This window comes from Vibrio sp. 10N.247.311.51, from assembly GCF_041467855.1.
GTDB lineage: Bacteria > Pseudomonadota > Gammaproteobacteria > Enterobacterales > Vibrionaceae > Vibrio > Vibrio coralliirubri.
On record NZ_JBFSVK010000003.1, the window covers coordinates 15,870 to 29,680 of the forward strand.

General features: G+C 45.8%; 15 protein-coding genes. 2 read left to right on the plus strand and 13 right to left on the minus strand.

From position 1 onward, the window contains the following. Nucleotides 1–5: 5 nt before the first annotated feature. The 11 genes from traU to AB6E85_RS04140 all read right to left on the minus strand — a co-directional run bounded on the left by traU (nt 6) and on the right by AB6E85_RS04140 (nt 8,913). A complete protein-coding gene (traU, locus tag AB6E85_RS04090; RefSeq protein ID WP_372141563.1) occupies nt 6–1,007 on the minus strand; it encodes a conjugal transfer pilus assembly protein TraU in 1,002 nt (333 codons plus the stop codon). A 10-nt stretch (nt 1,008–1,017) separates the two neighbouring features. Beyond that, nucleotides 1,018–1,743 carry a type-F conjugative transfer system protein TraW gene (traW, locus tag AB6E85_RS04095; protein WP_372141565.1) on the minus strand — a complete coding sequence of 242 codons (726 nt, stop codon included), beginning with the start codon at nt 1,741–1,743 and terminating at the stop codon, nt 1,018–1,020. Nucleotides 1,744–1,747: 4 nt separating this feature from the next. Beyond that, a complete protein-coding gene (locus tag AB6E85_RS04100) occupies nt 1,748–2,095 on the minus strand; it encodes a TrbI F-type domain-containing protein (RefSeq protein ID WP_372141566.1) in 348 nt (115 codons plus the stop codon). Beyond that, entirely contained in the window at nt 2,092–4,635 is a 2,544-nt protein-coding gene (gene traC, locus AB6E85_RS04105) for a type IV secretion system protein TraC (protein WP_372141568.1), read from the minus strand. Before traC ends, AB6E85_RS04100 begins: the two co-directional genes overlap by 4 nt. 4 nt (nt 4,636–4,639) lie before the next feature. Next, nucleotides 4,640–5,020: a type IV conjugative transfer system lipoprotein TraV gene (gene traV / locus AB6E85_RS04110; RefSeq protein ID WP_137001380.1), complete on the minus strand. Its 381-nt coding sequence runs from the start codon at nt 5,018–5,020 to the stop codon at nt 4,640–4,642. 10 nt (nt 5,021–5,030) lie between these two features. Then, nucleotides 5,031–6,437 carry a TraB/VirB10 family protein gene (locus AB6E85_RS04115; protein WP_372141570.1) on the minus strand — a complete coding sequence of 469 codons (1,407 nt, stop codon included), beginning with the start codon at nt 6,435–6,437 and terminating at the stop codon, nt 5,031–5,033. Continuing rightward, nucleotides 6,437–7,162, minus strand: coding sequence for a type-F conjugative transfer system secretin TraK (traK, locus tag AB6E85_RS04120; RefSeq protein WP_372141572.1), 726 nt, complete (start codon nt 7,160–7,162; stop codon nt 6,437–6,439). Before traK ends, AB6E85_RS04115 begins: the two co-directional genes overlap by 1 nt. Then, entirely contained in the window at nt 7,159–7,719 is a 561-nt protein-coding gene (gene traE / locus AB6E85_RS04125) for a type IV conjugative transfer system protein TraE (RefSeq protein WP_133991911.1), read from the minus strand. Before traE ends, traK begins: the two co-directional genes overlap by 4 nt. After that, nucleotides 7,719–8,024 carry a type IV conjugative transfer system protein TraL gene (traL, locus tag AB6E85_RS04130; RefSeq protein ID WP_372141575.1) on the minus strand — a complete coding sequence of 102 codons (306 nt, stop codon included), beginning with the start codon at nt 8,022–8,024 and terminating at the stop codon, nt 7,719–7,721. Before traL ends, traE begins: the two co-directional genes overlap by 1 nt. Nucleotides 8,025–8,065: 41 nt before the next feature. Further along, nucleotides 8,066–8,368 (minus strand): type IV conjugative transfer system pilin TraA, encoded by a 303-nt coding sequence (locus tag AB6E85_RS04135; RefSeq protein ID WP_102258054.1) that lies wholly within the window; start codon nt 8,366–8,368, stop codon nt 8,066–8,068. Between the two features lie 173 nt (nt 8,369–8,541). Then, the gene (locus tag AB6E85_RS04140) at nt 8,542–8,913 is read right to left on the minus strand and encodes a hypothetical protein (protein ID WP_008218918.1); all 372 of its coding nucleotides are present in this window, start codon (nt 8,911–8,913) and stop codon (nt 8,542–8,544) included. Between the two features lie 421 nt (nt 8,914–9,334). Between AB6E85_RS04140 and AB6E85_RS04145 the strand changes: the two genes are divergently transcribed. Next, a complete protein-coding gene (locus AB6E85_RS04145; RefSeq protein WP_372141576.1) occupies nt 9,335–9,478 on the plus strand; it encodes a hypothetical protein in 144 nt (47 codons plus the stop codon). A 49-nt stretch (nt 9,479–9,527) separates the two neighbouring features. Here the strand turns inward: AB6E85_RS04145 and AB6E85_RS04150 are convergent, their stop codons facing one another. Next, entirely contained in the window at nt 9,528–11,111 is a 1,584-nt protein-coding gene (locus AB6E85_RS04150) for an EAL domain-containing protein (RefSeq protein WP_372141578.1), read from the minus strand. Nucleotides 11,112–11,281: 170 nt separating this feature from the next. Then, nucleotides 11,282–12,568 carry a hypothetical protein gene (locus tag AB6E85_RS04155; protein WP_372141579.1) on the minus strand — a complete coding sequence of 429 codons (1,287 nt, stop codon included), beginning with the start codon at nt 12,566–12,568 and terminating at the stop codon, nt 11,282–11,284. Nucleotides 12,569–13,084: 516 nt separating this feature from the next. Between AB6E85_RS04155 and AB6E85_RS04160 the strand changes: the two genes are divergently transcribed. Further along, complete coding sequence (locus AB6E85_RS04160) at nt 13,085–13,792, plus strand: KilA-N domain-containing protein (protein WP_372141581.1); 708 nt, start codon at nt 13,085–13,087, stop codon at nt 13,790–13,792. Nucleotides 13,793–13,811: the final 19 nt, after the last annotated feature.

Here is a 13,811-nt window from a genome sequence, read left to right on the forward strand (position 1 = left end):
TTTCCTTATAAAAATACGCAGTTACGTTTACGCCAGTTCACAAAGCCAAAGTTTCCTCCAGTTATTGGGTTGTCTTTGCCTTGCTCCCAAAGTGACGACGTTGTGCCGTAGGGATAACAGTGAGCGGCATCACCAATCGGTGCCGACAATTGATAGCGATAACGACTTTTCGGCAAGATAGGCTCTGGCCACTGATAACAGACCGCGCCATCCTCGCCTCGTGTTTCCCATACAATGCCTTGCCTGTGCATTTTAAAATTAAAACGCTCTAACATCAGTGTTCCAACTTGAGGGCCGGTATGAGAGTAAGCGCTGTTACCGGTTAATGGGTAGACGCTGCCTTGTGAGCCTAAACACCAAAAAAGTGCATCAAAAGGCAAAACGCGCCCCGTGGTGGTCGCCATGGCTTCGGTGATACAGGAGAGCTGCGTGGTGGGGTGGCCAAATAAAATGGCTTCAGGGTTAAGAATGAACGACATCTCATCATCATCCCAAAAGGGATCAAGCTCGGTGAGGTAGGCCAAATCGAAATTATCCGTGGCCATACAGGCCGCCGACTGCATCAGTTGTAGCCAATAAATCACCGGATATTTGTACCAATGCACATGATAAAAAGCATTGCCACTGGTTTTGGCGCTTGAGTCGTGCTGCGAGCCTCCTATTTGTTGGCTCTTGTCATGACTCAACTGCATCCCCATGTTGACCATACAGTAGGGGACTCGCGTCACGTCCACCAAGGAATACGGCTCCCAATACCCGATGTTTAAGCCAATTTGCATAAAAATGGGCGGGGGTTTAGGACAGTAGGAGATAGGCATGCTTGGGTTGGCGGTGTCAGGGTATGAAGAGCTAATGAGAGGCACACTGCCCAGTGTCATAGGAAATAGGCAGTCCCAGCAAATATCAGACAATGGATTTAAAAAATGCCCCGTGCAAGCGGCGGATTGAGCTTGGGTTTGCCAAGGAAATAGGAACAAACCAAACAGTAATAACCTAGGGGATCTCACGTTTTTCTCCTTATTTTGTTGTCGTCTCACTCTTGTTCATGGCCGAGGTGAATAGCGTCACGTCGATCTCAGTGATCTTCCACCGCGCTCCGTCTTGTTCAATCAATGAAGGAATGTGTGAGAGTTGAAACTGACGGCTGTAGTGACCTTGTTGGTCAAAATAAATTCGGGCGTCAAACTCTTTGGCGACGTTTTCTGGACTGCCGTTGGTGAGGGTCCATTTTATCGGCTTATCTGCGCGGTATTGTTTAGCCCAAGCGCGCTGTCTTGGGTCGTCACCATCAAGAAAGACAATCACATACGAGTAATCGAATGAGTGTTTGGGAATATCGATTGGCCAAGTGTCGGTATCAAAGGGGTTGATGACGAGGCCTTTGGCATAAAGGAGGTTGCCTTGTGCATCCTTGATATTAGTGGCCAGCTTTAATGATGGGTCGATGTAAAAGGTGTTGGGCGCGGTGGTGGTGGTCAACCCTTCAACGGGAGGGGGTCTTCGCACGCTCTTTTCTACGCTCTCCACAAACTGCTGCTGCATCTTTGCCGTTTCTCCCGTGGCTTCTAAGTGTGTCAATCGGCTGTTGATCCATTGCAACATGTCGACTTCTGCGATGGGAAACAGTTCGCCTTGACGGCCGAACTGTTTCCCAAGCGCGGTGGGGGCGAGGGTGAGTAAGGTGATACTGATCACTTTTAAGAGTGCGGTGGGTGTGATGGATGAATGACCGTGAACAATCATAAGCTCATGACTCCTTTTTAAGCGCCTCAATAACGTAATGTTGGATCTCGGTGGTTCTATCTGGCGCGCCGCTGATGAGCGCGCCTGGCACGAGGATCACGAGGTGGTGCGCTTGTGCGTATTCTTTCAAGAGGCGCCTGAGTTCCGTATCAAAGGTCGCCAGTTGCGCGCTGTGCGCCTGATCGCCGAGATTGGCTTCAATGAGTTGGTCTTGATATTGCGATAACGTTTGTTCGATATCGAAGACCACGATTTGAGGCGCCGTATTGAGCTTGATGGCTATCGTGGTGAACATCATTAACGCTATAGCCAACAAGGCATAGACAAGATGGGTGTGACGGATGGATTTCATTTATCCTCCTTACCGTAGATGAGGGTATTAAAGGTCTCAATTTCCTTTCCGTAAAAATGCTCGGCGGTTTGATTGACGGCTTCCATAAGTGATAGGCCTTGGTTCATCAAGTTTTCACAATATTCAAATTCATGCGGCTCTGTCGAAAGGCACGCACGAGTAAAAGGATCGGCAAACAAGCGATGAAAGGTCGTGACATTCCCGGTTTTTAGCATGACAGAGCTGTAACCGGCGATGGATGACTTTTCAAAACTCTTGATGACAAATTGCTCATAGGGTGAAAAGTGTGAAGGATTGTCTTTGATGAATTTCGCCAATCCACTGCCTTGACGCAGAGTGATGTGAATGTCAGAGTTATTGAACGCGGCAAGCGCTTCGGGTGTGCTGTAAAAATCTTCAATCCCTTGCGTTACGGTGCAAAACGATCCCCCAAATTTTCGGGCGGTGCGATAACCGGTATTGATGAACTCTTGTGCCTGCGCATTAGAGCCGGCCATCAGAGACCACGCTTCTTCAATGATGCACATCTTCGGCGTGGAACGGGAGCCGGACAGGTACATCTGCTGAGTGATGCTCGACATCAGCGCAAAAATCACCGGTCGCATGATGTCCGAGGGAAATCCGTCCAATTCAATGGTGGTAAAGTGGACATTGGGATCGAGCATGGACGGTTTATTGAAAGTGTCTCCGTAGATCCCCTCTGAGCGGTATTTATTCAGTTGCATGGCGATATCGGAAAGGCGGCGATCACCGCCTTGTTTTTCGGCCGCCGCAAACAGCGCTTCTTGCACATGGTCAACCAAGGTCTCGCTTTTGTGTGCCTGCCAAGCCGCAATGATGCAATCTCCGAGGACCGATTTCTCAAAATCCCCCATTTCGTGTGTAGGGCAGGCCATGGTCGCAAAGAGTCCGGTGATGGTGTGGAGCGTTTCCTTGAGAGGGTTGACCTGCTCGCCTTTCTCATCGGTATAGTCATCGCCCATAGCAATGCGCTCTAGATGAGTAAATGGATTGAGGTAAATCTTGTCAGCCGTCATATAGCGGCCGCCAAGCATCAAGGTAAGCTTTTTAAAGCTCTTTCCTTTGTCTAACGCCCAGATTTTACCGTTCATGGCAAAAAGGGTTTCGGCGAGCTTTTGCACAAAGAAGGATTTTCCTGCCCCGGAGCCTCCGGTCAGGGCGATGTTGTAGTTATCTGAGCCACAATTAAACGGATTAAACCAAAAGGCTTGTTGGCGCATGGTGGGCAGCATCATACCGCCACTGAAATTCTTTACGTCCATCACAAGAGGCAAGAGGTTGGCCACATTGCCGGTTTTCACGGTTTGGATGCGTCCAGCACGGTCGCAATCGGCCCAAAAACCATCGGTCATCATGAATGGTAAGGTTGTCATGAGTGCTTGGCTTTGCAGCATCGAGACGGTTTGTAAATCAATCCCGCCAGAGCGAAAGGCGTTAATGGCCGTAGTGCGATGCAGTCGCTCGGATTTTTTGTTGGTAAATAACGTCAGCGTCAGGTGCATGTATGCCATGCTGTTGATGCCATCCGACATTTCATCTCGAATTTGCTCGCGTTCGGCTTGCTCTTTCTTCGCTTGAGGGAAGAAAAATGCCATCGGGGACTTGAGCGTTTTTTCTAGCTCTCCAATGCGTCCGCCATTTTTGGTCGCAAAACTGCCCGATTCTTGATGGCGAAAATTGAGGGTCATGAGGTGTGGACATTGCACATTTTTGGCCACGCTCTTTAAGGACGCAAAACAATCGGGCAATGCGTACAGGCGGAAAGTGCGAGGCGTACTGCGTAAACCCAATGAAATGATCCGCGAGGTCACCCTTTGATGTTGGCGGTTACTAAAGCGAACATCGGTGTAATGTCGGCGCGTTAAAAACTCGGTATCAGGAGAGAGGGCTTGTTTGTAGATCAACGCTTCGGGGGCGTATTTCGATTCGCTCGGTGAGGTTTGTGTAGGGTCAAAATTGAGAATGCCTTCGACGTAGTTGATTAAGCCTTCGGGGGTGAGCGGTGTGAGCTCCAGTCCAATTTGGGATAAAGAAGTGGTGAGTGCCTCTTTGCAATCCAACACCTGGTCAACATCGTCCGTACTGGAGACAAACAACCACGCGGTGTAATCTTTGATGTCAAAGTAATGCTTCTGACGATGAAAAAAGCCGTGGTGAGCCGCAAAGTTGGCGTAATCGGCTTCTTGTTTTGCTAATTCACTGCAAATACCCGTACGAGCGGATTTCAATGCGGCATTTTGCTCAATCAAATGACTCACGCGGTTGTGGCCCATCATGGAAACATGGTAATCCCATTTATGGCCAGTCGGTAAATCCATGATGAGACGGTTAAACGCCTCCACCATATCGTCATTCGCCCCCGCTAAGACGCTCAATTTGAAGCCAAATCCGACGCCTTTTCTGTTATGAAAGAGGCCGTGCTCCGCATCAAAAGTCCGGTAAGGCAGTTCAGAATGCAGGTGGTTATATTCACGTTTGGCTTCTTGATAAAACCCTTTTAAATCTTTTGATACGCCCATGGCGTTAATCCTTCTTGATAGCCTGAACAGGGCGACCTGTCCAAGTAGACTCGTCTAACACAATATAAATATCCATCGTGTCGAGGTAAGTGGTGGTGTCATCCGAAGTAAAAGGAAAAATCACCACCTTCCTAACCGTGTCTTGGGTTCGCACAGGATGGCCTTCACGTGTGCGTCTTGGCAGTAAAACAAAAGGATGAGAAGCCAGGACGTTCGCCTCGATGGCGCGTTTTGAGGTTGGATGGGTTGAGATACTTCGAATGTCATCCATGCTCGCGCAGCCGGGAGTCCCGCCGATTTTTTTGCAGCTGAATTCGTCTTGAAAGCCCGCCGAGCAGCCGGCGAGGGCGCTGATAAGCAGCGCGGTGAAAAGCTTGATAGTCATAAAGCGGACCTTAATTTAATTGTTGGTTAACTTCTGCCGCAAGAGGGTTGAGAGTGATGGTTTCTAAAAGGGTGTCCGGTTTTGCTTGCTCTTTTTCCTGACGAGCAACATAGCGTTTGATCGCCTCCTCATCATCGAGAGGGAACCCTTTCGTAAAGACGATATTCACGATGCCCCCTGGATTGATTTCGATGAAGGGGTGGTATAACTCGGCTAAGGCAATGTAGTAATCCGAAAGCTTGCTCCCTACTTCTGAGGTGGCGTTGCCCAATAAACTTAATCCCACATCTTCGCTGTTGATGCTGGACGTTGAGCCCAGCGCTGAGGTCGAGGTGGTGTTGGCCAATCCCGCTCCCGCCTCTCCCAGTCCGGTTAAGATGCCGGAGATCCCCGCCATTTGGACGATTTTGCCGTTACGTAAAATCGAAGTACCACGGATGCCATTGCGACCAAAGTTAAAGACAGTGCCTTGTACAGGAATGTCTAAAATGCGACCGTCCCGAATGCAGCTGAGGGTGTGAGTGCGGGCCACGCCACGACTCGAAGAGAGGTCTCCGTACACGCTTCCAATGATGGTGCAGTCTTTGAGGTGGCTCTTTTCTCCATTGGGCAACACGCCTTCATGCACGGTTTGAAACACGATGGGGGCGGTATCACTTTGGCCGAACGCTCCGGCATTGGCATCCGCGCCACCGGTGATTTTGGCGGTCACAAAGGTGCCCGACGGGACGTAATTGTCAACGGTGCGTTGGTAGGCTGACTCTGAAGAGGCTGTCCAAAAAAAATCAAACGAGTCAAACGCTTGTCCTTGGTCATCAAACGAGGCCTTATCGGCGTTGCTGTATTGAAAGCTCTCTTTTTGCAGATCATGGGTGGCGTAAGAGGGCAAAGGTTTGGGAGGAAGAGGGCGCGAACCAAATGGCGCCGGCTCTCCCATGACGGTCAGGTGACTGGCTTCCTTCGAGGCTGACGCTGGGGTTGATGGCAAGGCGACAGTGCGCTGCGCTTCTTGATTATTGCGTATTTCAGCGCGTAAGCCTTCGTTCTCTTTTTTTATTTGTGCGAGCGTATTTTCATTGCTCGTTATCAAACGTTCGACGTCTCGATTGAGGCTTTCCATCTTCTCTTTGACGTCTTCAATGTCTTGACCTTGTATGGTTAATGCTGAGCGGTTGTCTTTGTCGGTAAAATCATCAGTAATGATTTCCCCAAAATTGGGCGCAGACTCAACGACTTCTTGCGCAATATCAAGCGAGGAACGAGGTTGTTTAAAGGCTTTAAATGCAAAAAAAATCGCGACCAAGAGCGCAATGGCCAACAAGCTGAGGATTTGGTTGCGTTGCTTACTTTGCTTATTGGCATTGACTCCATCCTCTAAGTCCGACTCTCTTAAAAGCCACTGTTTAAATCGTCTCATTAGAGTCCTCCTGTGATGATGTACAGATGGGTAGATTCACCTGGGGCCAAGGTATAACGATCAAGTGAGGCACTCCGGCTGGCGTAACTGTAAAATTGCGCCTCAGTAAGGGTGACGGTGTCACTGGATTGATTTTTAACTTGATAAATAAGCCCGGAGAAAGGGCGACCAACAAACAGGGTTTGCGGAATAATGGCCAGTGGTGACGTGTCTTTAGGGAGTGTCTCTGGGTCTATAGGATGAACGCGAAAACCTGGGATAGGCGTTTTTGAGCGTTGCCAATGTATCATTTGTTTGGTGAGTTGCCCCAAGGCCAAAGGGTATTCGAGATCTTTTTCAAAGACACTTTTCTCTGCGGTAGAGCGAAGTGAAATAAACTCATTGACCACCGCAGGGACCGCTTTAGGGTTGATAAAAAGCGAGAAATTTTGGCCTTTTTCTGTGGTGACGTGCGCAGTAAAAGGCAAGGCGATGTTGAGTTTTACGCTAATCGAGCCCGATTGGTCTCGTTGATTGGCTTTAGCGAGACAAAATCCTCTAGGGCAATGAAGGTTGACTATCTTGTCGTCTTTCACCACTAAACGGTTGGTGTTGACCGAGGATAAGGGCAACACAATGGTGTCATTTTGCTCAAAATAGTAGGTTTTTGCGGCAATCGTATTGGCGTAGCTGAGGATGGGGGAGAACAACAAAGTAGCAACAATAGAAATGATGCGTGTTTTCATAAGGGTACCTCTTGAACGATGCTGTGAAGTTCAATCAAGCCACTAGAGTAATCGGCCTGGAGTAAATAGGTGACGGGCTCAGGGTCGAGTGCGCGCCCCGCGATGGTTTTGTTGAGCGTGCCTTTGACCCGTATTTTCATTTCATTGAGACTGATAGACAGCGTGTCAACTTCAAAAAAACTGGTGACGTCGTTCTCGATGATAAATTCGGCTTCTCGTATTAACTTGTCTTGTAGGCCGCTCCAGTATTTAGGCGGCACGTACGTAATGAGTAAGTTGAATTGACGTTTAACGTTAGAGGGCGTGACATTAAATTTTAGGTGTATCCACCAATCGGCCATCATAGAAAGGTACGCTTCATCAACCGCATCGCTTGAGATCGTAAACGCTCGGTCGATATGAGGTGGCACGACGGTGCGCTTTTCCGCTTGGCTTTGATTTAATAAAGCAAAACTCAACCCAGCGACTCCTAAGGCGGTGATCAACACCACCGCGGTGAGGACGTAATTGATAAAGCGAGCCGCTTTAAGCGCCTCGCCGTTATGTTCATTGAGCATCAGTAAATCCAATATTTTTTTGTGGCGGGGGGCGTGCGTTTAAAAATGGTTTTATTCGCCGTGTCATCCCCATACCAGTGGATGAAGTGAATGATGAATTTGGGGCCGTGTCGGACTTTTAAGCTGCGAATGGTGAGGAAAAAGCCGATACACACGGCGACTGCGACCAACCGATTGATGTTGAACAACATCAAAAACAACAAGATAGAAGGGAGCATTTCATCGATTGGGAATCCGACTATTTTGACGTCGGTTTGTAAGTAGTTTGGAAAAGCGAAGAGGGTTTGTTTGTCTTGATGATCCATGGTGAAATAAGGCGAATAATGTCGCGCTCTCCTTATGTGGTTTATAAGCCTACAAACCCTTTACCGACTTCCCAGAACACCACGCCAACGAAAAAGCCGATGATGCCACCCACCCAGTTCTTTTGCATGATGCCCACGATGATGCCGCCAATTAGGCCTGCCACTAAAATGTAGAACTCGCCAGAAGACCCCGTTCCGACCGTGTTGGTTACGGTATCTTTACCACTGGCAAAGAGGTCATTGGCGTAAGCGGGTGACGCACAAGCAAAGTAGACGGCCATAAGCGTGCAGACGTAACGCCAATACGTAAGAGGGCAGTGAAAGCGTGATGTTTTATTTTTCATTTGGTTACCTTTAAATGTAGATAAGAGGTGCACGACATCGCACCGCCATTATCAAAAGGGGTGTCGTGCATCTGGTGGGTTGAAAAATGGACGTTGTTCGTTCGTCAGACTTTTGGGCAGGCTTTAAACCGCATGAGTTAAGATGTTGCCGTTGAGTCCCATGCGCTTCTTGATTACATTAAAGGCAACAAGGAAGCGTTTACATACTTCAAACCGCGATTGCGACTGACGTGTTGTTTCCAATTTTGAGGGGTCATTATCGTGTTCTTGAGTTTACGATAATGTTTTTTGCGAGCATTTTTTGATGGTGGTGGTGTGAGTTGACGGACCGATTGGGTGTGTTTTTGAACCGAAACGAAATGAACACCCTTCCAATAGAAAGGAAAGGGGAGGCGGTCAGTAAAAGGCAACAAAGCAGCAAATGCCATGTATTCACGCCCGACCGAGCCCAGTACTTTGAAGCTGACAAAATCCCCTTGTTCAACAAATCGGTCCAATAAACTCCCCGCCTCATCTTCACGACAATATCCGTATACAATTTGCATTATTTAAACTCCTTTTAAGGACATTGTTTTGCTCTTTTAAAAGAACAAAACAATGGGCTCTCTCTCAAGAGCCGTGCTACAAACTGGCTTGTGTATTCTTGTAGTAGAATACGCACACCCAAAGGGTGTGGTCTGGTATTCCCAAGTAACTCTGTTGAACCACTCAACCAGCATGCTTAATTGAGTAGAAAAACAGCCTTGGACGTCGCCCCAGATAAGGCTCCTGAACTTTTTAGGCATATTACGCAGGCCTGCGCCCATCTGCGGCGCTTTTTGCAATAGTGAAGGCAGCCACTCTTACGGTGATGCGGGTGTTGGTATGCAGATGGAATAAAAAGCCGACGAATGTGTTTTTCGACTTTGAGTTTAAAGACTGCGATATCAACGTAGTCAGTATGAATCAACATTAATGGGGAAGACAATGTTTGAATACATCGGAAACGCACAATGGACTTGGTGTTCGATAGCTCGTGAAAGAACGGGGCCAAAAGGGTTTTCTGAAGAACATGCTCTGATGTTTAAGGCGGGAACGGTCCGCTATCCTGGTTGGGCTGCAATAGGTTAAACCAGGACTATTAGCAACAACATCTTTTCGTTGTGGACAAAGGTAAGCTTTATGACGTTTTTGTGAGCGTCTCATTAACCCGCTCGTGAGTATAACCATGAGCTAAAGCCCAGCGATGGAGATCTTCAATCGGCATAGGTTTGGCGTAATAGTAACCTTGATGTTGAAAGACGCCTCTTAATAAAAGCCCTTTAGCTTCGAGTTTATTTTCAACCCCTTCCGCTACTAGATTGAGCTCTAATTGTTTAGCCATCTCAATATACCCATCGAGAACAGCGGACTTTCCTTCATCAATGGACCGTGTAAACATTTTGTCTATTTTGATAGTGTCAATATCGAAATAATGCAAATACGAGTTTCCGCCATAACCGGTACCTGCATCATCAAGGCTTATTTTAAGTCCTAATGTTTTGAGTAAGGCGATACGCTGACTGGCAAACGCTAAATTTTCAATCGGTTGACGTTCTGTTAATTCAAGCGTCAGTTTTGAGTAGTCGTGCTGAAACCGCTTTAAATAGTGGTAAAAATCGTCATTTTGGAGGTGCAGAGGAGTGATGTTGACACTGCAATAAAACTCGGAGTTTTGACTCATCAAAGACGATAAGTCTTGGTAAATCGTTGTAATGAGATTCTCTGTTGTTGGAATGATCTCCCCACTTTGCTCTAGATAATGGATGAACTTGCTTGGTTCTATGACACGGCCATCAGAGGGAAGCCATCGGAGTAAAGCTTCGACACCGAGCATTTTACCTGTTTGTGCGTCGACGATGGGTTGATAATAGGGGAAAAACTGGGCGTCTCGAACCGCTTTTTGAAGAGCAATTTCTTTTTTTGCGTGCCAATAGGAAACACATAACCAAAGAATGGTGAGTGAAATCATAAAGAGTAAAGTGGTAACTGGCCACAAGTTTTGCTTAAACTTCGAGAGCACTCGTGAGGTAGATACGGAGGATTCAAAGGTAAGAGGCAGATAGTTTGAAGCAACCGAGTTCGAGTACAGGCGATCGGCATTGGGCAAACTGCCTATTTCAAGGATAGTGTAATTTTCTTTTGGTAAAGATAAACGAATAGAGCGTTGATGGTTTAAATCATTTTCAAGAAAAAGGTATTCCGTACGTAATGGAAAGAGGAAACCATATTGTCCATTCGAACCGTATAGATAGGGGGGATGTTTTGGGGTTGTAGAGAGAGAAACAATCGCTAAACGCCACATTTCCCCTTTTAGTTGTGTCTTGAGTAAGTTCTTAAAATTACGTTGTTCAAATTGCTCAACGCCAAAAGGGGAGCAATAGGTATAGGGTTTCTGTTTATCAAGATTAACGATGGGTATCGACATAAGTAGATGCGACACATAAAGCTTCTCTAACTGCTCTATAGTGTCAGTGGAGCATTCACCGCTAGCGACGCTTGCTTCAGAAAGAGTGGGTTTTTCAAGGCCATATTTAATCGCAACAGAAACGATTTGATCGAGGTAGTCGACATCATGCTTAATTTCCTTATGAACTTGATAAAGACTGGTTGCTAATGAAGCCAATAAGCTAAACAACAGGGCCAATAACACAACACCAGTCTTATAGACCCATTGAGGGTGGGGACTGAATAAGCGGTTTAACCAAGGGGGTCTGGATCGCATGCTTAACTCTTTATAATTATAATTCCAATGAATGGTGTTGAGCTGTCAAATGTTATTATGCGGTTTAATTAACGTTAATTGCTATAAAACCTTTTAATTTGAAAGGGTAAAATTATAAAAGTGGAAAGCCGATCACTTTTTGTTAGGAAGTTTCAATTTTTAGGTTTAAATCAATCCTTAAAGAAACACGGACCATAATCTTGGGCCGCATTGAACATATGGCTTAAATGTAAGGCTTTCTTTGTTAAAGGATTATATTTATGACAAGCAAAACAGCCCCTATCTTCTTTAGGATGCACTAAAGCAAACCATTGGGGGTTTTGGACATAGGTCTCCATTGTGCTGTTTGATAATAACTTCGAACCGCCTATTTCATTTTTCCAAGTGGGAGGTATCTCTCCTTTATTTAAATCACTCTCGTTTGAGACTGTCCAAGATGTACCCACAAGGAAGTAGTTAGACCAAACAAATTTACGTGATTGGTAATAGTCTGACATTGCCTCGTTAAGCGCTTTTATATCTTTAGCTACTTCAATTTTCGTTAAAAAACCAACCCCATAGGGTGTTTCTCTACAGACTTGAGTAGGTTTACCAGGGAAGTAAGTATTTACTTTTTGAAAGGACATTGGGTTGAAAAATGTCCATTTACCTGATTTTTCAAAATTTGATAGGTTAGGAACATCAGCACAATCAGGAGCGTTTTCTTTGTGTTCAAATGTGGTCCAAATGAATTCAGGATGATTCCTTGTTTTTCTCACTATATGAATCCCAACCAAGCCCATTAGAACATTACTCCTTACAGCCCCGTCGATCTCAACATCTCTATGAATAGTGAAAAAATTTTCAGGGTTGTCGTTATTAGATATTAATTTCCATGAGGTTTTTACTTCAGTGGAGCCTGGGGATATTTCAAACGGTGTTTTCCCACTGTCAATATTGGCGACACATTGGCTATTGTTTAATCCGTGTTTGACGATGTCATCGTAGAATTTTTTATTGACACTTTGTTGATAGAAGACCGGATTGCCTTCTTGGTCGTTCAATGGGAAATTAGAGCCGGCTTGAAGGATCTCACTTTGTACTAATCCTTGATCACCTTTATTGTCCCAACTATCGGGTATCTCTTGAAATATTCTGTCTTTCGGCATCATATTCAAGAATAAATCCGGTGTCTTGTCACTGGTATAATAAGCAAAAGATTGCCAGGCAAACTGCATAAAACTGCAATTAGTATCGGATTTACTCGTTTCTGTAGGCTCTTGAGGTAAGGAAGGGTAATCAATCCAAGAGGGGTCTCCAGTACAGCCGGAGGCTTCTAACTCTAACGATTTTTTATGACTAATCTTATTTTCGTAAGAGTCATTCGATTGTAAAGCTTCCCCTCTAATTTCTGTGGAATAACAATGTATTGGGGAGAGGAAAAACGAAGAAACTATGATTTTCTTCAAATTATTCATAATAGTCATTCTCATTCGCATTTATTTGAGTGGCCAAGCTACAATAGTTACAAATAAAACGAATCTAAATTAGTTAATAATTTAGTGTTACTCTGGAACGGCGTGTCTTCTCTGGAATTTTTTTGTCTCAATCCTGTCTACGTTCATGGGTGAGGCAGCTGATTGTAAGAACCGTACTCTACACAATATGCAACGTTATTAAACGTTTGACACCGATCTCCCACATCGTTAATCTGTTACGGCACTGGCAAAATCCAGTGTCGGGATTAGTCCCCCGCAATATACACCCAAGGCGCATAGACGCCAGCTTTTGCTGGTTTTTTTATGTGTGGCTTCGGCACACCTGAACATGGTCGTTTTACCTATAAAACGTACTATCAGCATTATGGTGGGCTGGGCGAGGCAGCTTCGGCTGGCCGTAACCTTGGGAGCGGTAGGACTAACCTTGTTCAGCTCACCACCCGAAGATTAGTCCCTTTGTGTGGTGATTTAAAGAGCATCCCCAAGGAGGCCATCATGCCAAATCTAACAATCCTTTCTAAAGACATTCGCACACTCGATAATTTGTATTCGCTAAACGATCTACACAAAGCGAGTGGTGGGCACAATCGACATCGTCCAAGTATTTTTATCAAGAATCAGCAAACTCAAGAACTGGTTAATGAAATTGAGCAAAGCAGGAATTCCTGCTTTGCTGTAAACACCAAACGTGGTGGTAGCAATACGGGGACTTGGGTATGCAAAGAACTTGTTTACTCTTATGCGATGTGGATTAGCCCAAAGTTCCACCTAAGTGTCATTCGTGCGTTCGACAGTATGCCCACAGTTCCAGCGCTTCCAACTCCAATCGTTCCGCAAGACCTATCCTTAAACGACTTAATTTTTGAGTTGGCGAAGGCGAAAAACGTAACAAGCCAAAATGTTCACGTGTACTACAATGCCGTATTCAACACCAATACTTGGTTCCAAGAGCATGGATTCGAACATGCGGTGGCAAAAAGAATACTAAAACAAGACTTGGCAAATGAGCTGCGCAGTCAAACCCCTGAACTACAATTTCTTAAGCAACAAGCTAGAGAGAGTGGTTTAGCATTAGTGGATGAAAGGGAATATCAAAGCTTCCAAGGCCGAATGCAAATGCAGCAAAAGCAAATCGAGAAGTTGGTAGATGATGTAATGGCGTTAAGTCGAGATCATAGTGCGCTAACAAGACATGTTTTGTGATAAGTATTACTAATATTTA